Genomic DNA, 4,066 nt, shown 5'->3' with positions numbered 1-4,066 from the left:
TGTCATAAATTTCTCCGGTGGAATCCCTAGCTGTTTGCAGATTAACCGCATAGCGATGAGGCTGGCTTGATGGGGAATCGTCATGTTCAGATCCGCGATCTTCAGTTCGGCAGTCTGCAATAAACGATCTACAAACCGGGGCAAGATTTCTGCTGCCATCCGATAGATACCTCTGCCATCCATTCTAAACAGAAAGGATTCGAGGTTATCGGCATAGTCTCGTGGATGATATTTATTGCCGCCACCCGTACACTCAGTCAGGTGCGCCCCTCTGCTGTAAGTTTCCAGACTGGAAGTCAGGATGCGCGCACTTTCTCCCGGCTCAGATCTGGCTAGAATCGCCGCTGCCGCACCATCACCAAACAAAGTGCAACTTTCTCGATCGTTCCAATTCAAGCCCGTACAGACTTCACTGGCAACTACTAGCACTCGCCGATATCTACCGGCATCGATTAAATAGGAGATGGTATCGAATCCAGTAATAAAACTCAGACAAGTCGAATTGATATCGAAAGCCGGAATCCCCGCATCGAGCGCACCCAGATGTTTTTGAACTAAGGCTGCCGTACAGGGAATAGATTGCTCGGGAATACCACTGGTACTAATCACACAATCGATATCTGCGATCGACAATCCCGCCGCCGCCAGCGCATCCTTAGCTGCTAAGGCTCCCATCAATGATGCAGTTTCATCTTCTACAAAATAGCGAACTAATACCCCTGATTTCTGTTCGACCCAATCCTGTGGCAAGCCCAACTTCAGCTCAATTTCGCTGGCAGTGACTCGGTTTTTGGGCAGATATTTTCCAGTGGCAAGAATCTTAACTCTTCGCATAATTGAAAATAAATACATGTGATGGCGGCACCTACATACATCATTCTAATCAATTTGTAAGGGCGAAACTAAACTCTTCATGGAACTTCACTCCAACCAAAAGCCCGATCTTTTGACCTATATTGACTATTGTCAGCATCGCTTTTAAAGACATCTGAAATTAAAATTGAACACGTCCAAATATTTATAATTTCAAAACCATGTTAAATCGAGTAATCAATTGGAAAAGATTTAGCCTTTTTAGGTTTAACAAAAACCTGCTGCTGAGGTTCGAGTCGTAACTCATCGAAACGTTCGCGCGTCAGTAGTGCGGTGATGACTTGCCCATCATCTAGAGCTAATTCTGCTTGAATTTCCGAGCCGAGATGAGTGACCCGATTGACCTTGGCAGCGACAGTACTGTTATTTGAAATAGTTTCAATCGCGATATCTTGAGGGCGGAGAAACATTTGGGGATTGGTAGTTTCAAACCGTTTATTTTGGAAGATATTTAAGCTACTCGGCAACACATTAACTGGCCCGATAAAACCCATTACAAAAGCATTAGCTGGATGATGGTAAATTTCGCTGGGTGTGCCGACTTGTTCGATATAGCCTTTATTCATGATGGCAATTTTATCCGCGACGGCCATGGCATCCGATCGATCGTGGGTAACAAATACCGTCGTGACGTGAGATCGATCGTGGAGTTGGCGCAACCAAGCGCGTAAATCTCTGCGGACTCTGGCATCCAATGCCCCAAATGGTTCGTCTAGCAAGAGAATTTTGGGTTCGATTGCTAATGCTCTAGCGAGGGCGACACGTTGGCGTTGGCCACCGGAAAGTTGGGCGGGATACCGATCGCCCACACCGCTAAGTTGAATTAACTCCAGCAGTTCGGCGACCTTTTTTTTGACCTTTGCAGCGGAGATCGATCGAATCTCCATGCCAAAGGCGATATTTTGACCGATCGTCAGATGTTTGAATAAAGCATAATTCTGGAACACAAAACCGATATTGCGTTCCCGCACGCTTTGTTGCGTTGCATCTTTACCTGCCAGCCACAGCCGACCTTCGTCGGGGGTTTCGAGTCCAGCAATCAGTCTGAGTAGGGTCGATTTACCCGAACCAGAAGGACCGAGCAGGGCGATCAGCGAATCTTGCCCGATTTCGAGAGTTGCTCGATCGACAGCTTGGAAATTCCCAAAGCATTTGGAGATGTTTTCTACGGCAATGCCCACAATCTGTTCTCGGTAGTGTCGTCTCTGGGTGAGAGTATCTACAGGTAATCGCGTGAATTACCGTATCTTAGCATCGGTGGATTACCTCCGGTACGCTACGCGAACGGTTGGCGATCAGCAATTTTTGGTATCATAGTATAGAGAAACTATTCTTTCTAAATTTAGTAGCCATGTCAGATCTCGATCGCGGCATCATGAAGTTCAAAGGGGCGGATACGCCAGCAGCCATCGCGATCTCTTCGACGCTGGTATTAGGCGGCATCATCTTCCTGGTGATCTGGGCGTTACAGCACGCTTACGCAGTTTAAAATAGTTATTAACTAATACATCCAAAAACTAATGGTAGGGGCAATTCATGAATTGCCCCTACCATTGTTGCCAGTAATGCCTGAAATGCTGTTAAATGCCGATTCATACTTTACCGATCGACGTAATTCACCTGATTGCCGCTGGAGAAGTCATTGACTCGCTAGGGGCAGTAGTGCGGGAACTGTGTGAAAACGCGATCGATGCTGGCGCAACGAGAATTACGGTGTCGCTATTTCCCGATCGATGGCGGATTCGGGTCGCAGACAATGGTAGCGGCATCGAACTTGCCGATCTCCAACAGGCAGCTACAGCACATAGTACGAGTAAAATTGACGATCGAGAGGATCTATTTCACATTACCAGTTTGGGATTCCGGGGTGAGGCGCTCCACAGCTTGGCGCAACTTGCCAATCTCGAAATTTACAGTCGTCCGCGAGATCGTAGCGATGGTTGGCATCTAGTCTACAACCATCAGGGTGAAGTCGTGCGGCAACAAGAAGTCGCGATCGCGCCGGGTACAGCAATTGATATCGAAGATCTCTTTGGGGACTGGGCAGCTAGACGCGAAGGTTTACCCAATCTCAATTGTCAACTGCGTCAAGTGCAGACGACGATCTATCATCTGGCTCTGTGTCATCCTCATGTCAGTTGGACGGTAGAACAGCAACATCGTCCGTGGTTTCAGATTATCGGCTCTAAAACTACCCAACAAATCATCCCCCAATTATTACCCAGAGTTCGGGTTGACGATCTTCAACATGTGGAGATGCGCGTTCGCCCCATCAACCACCTCAAACAACGTCTCGAATTAGAGTTGCCCCCAGAACAGACAGAGCGGAAAACCGATCGGGCAATCGGTTTGCCAGCATTGGGTTCCAGATCTAGAGAAGAATCGCAAATTCAGTTAACTTTGGGATTGCCCGATCGCTGTCATCGCCATCGATTGGACTGGGTAAAAGTCGCCGTGAATGGTCGGATTGTCAGAGCACCAGAATTGGAGCAAACGATCGTCAGTGGTTTGGCACGAACATTACCACGCGATCGCTATCCTGTCTGCTTTTTACACCTCCAAATCCCGCCGCACTACATCGACTGGAATCGCCATCCAGCAAAGGTGGAAATCTATCTCCAGCAGATCGAATATTGGCAAGCCCAAGTCACTACAGCACTCGATCGAGCCTTAAATCTTGAGTCTGAAATTGATGATGACGATACTCAAACCAGCCGGATCGGGAAATTATTAGCAGTCGCCGAACAGCAGGGAGCCTATCATATCCCGCAACGAGCCATTTCTGCGGCTAATGATGGCGATGGTTTGGGTTTGCTCGAACTGCGGGCGGTCGGGCAAGTGCTGAATACTTATATCATTGCCGAACACGCTGACGGACTATGGCTGGTGGAACAACATATTGCTCACGAGCGGGTGCTGTACGAGCAAATAGCAGCAGCTTGGCAGCTATTACCACTCGAACCGCCGCTAATTCTCTCGCACCTGTCAGAGCGGCAAATAGCCCAATTAGAACAAATCGAAATGACGATCGATCCCTTTGGTGAGGGGTTATGGGCGGTGCGGACGGCTCCGGCACCCCTATTAATGCGCGAAGATTTGGCGGCAGCAATTACCGAACTCAGCCTGGGTGGGGATTTACAAGCCGCTCAAGTGGCTGTAGCCTGTCGCTGTGCGATTCGGAATGGGACATCCC

Annotated in this window: 4 protein-coding genes; 2 read left to right on the top strand and 2 right to left on the bottom strand. The window is 48.5% G+C overall.

Annotated elements, in window-relative coordinates; genetic code table 11:
• Positions 1-834, bottom strand: an 834-nt coding sequence (locus RMO27_RS22890; protein ID WP_309736842.1) for a 3-oxoacyl-[acyl-carrier-protein] synthase III C-terminal domain-containing protein, incomplete at its 3' end; no start/stop codon positions are given.
• A gap of 203 nt (positions 835-1,037) precedes the next feature.
• Positions 1,038-2,054 (bottom strand): TOBE-like domain-containing protein, encoded by a 1,017-nt coding sequence (locus tag RMO27_RS22885; RefSeq protein WP_309736841.1) that lies wholly within the window; start codon positions 2,052-2,054, stop codon positions 1,038-1,040.
• A 107-nt stretch (positions 2,055-2,161) separates the two neighbouring features.
• Here RMO27_RS22885 and RMO27_RS22880 point away from each other — a divergent pair, with 107 nt between their 5' ends.
• Positions 2,162-2,362 carry a hypothetical protein gene (locus RMO27_RS22880; protein WP_309736843.1) on the top strand — a complete coding sequence of 67 codons (201 nt, stop codon included), beginning with the start codon at positions 2,162-2,164 and terminating at the stop codon, positions 2,360-2,362.
• Between the two features lie 95 nt (positions 2,363-2,457).
• Positions 2,458-4,066, top strand: a 1,609-nt coding sequence (gene mutL / locus RMO27_RS22875) for a DNA mismatch repair endonuclease MutL (protein ID WP_309736840.1), incomplete at its 3' end; no start/stop codon positions are given.

The organism is Chamaesiphon sp. OTE_75_metabat_556 (genome assembly GCF_031378165.1).
GTDB lineage: Bacteria > Cyanobacteriota > Cyanobacteriia > Cyanobacteriales > Chamaesiphonaceae > Chamaesiphon.
The sequence above is the reverse complement of the archived record's forward strand: the minus strand, read 5'-3'. Positions and strand labels throughout refer to the sequence as shown.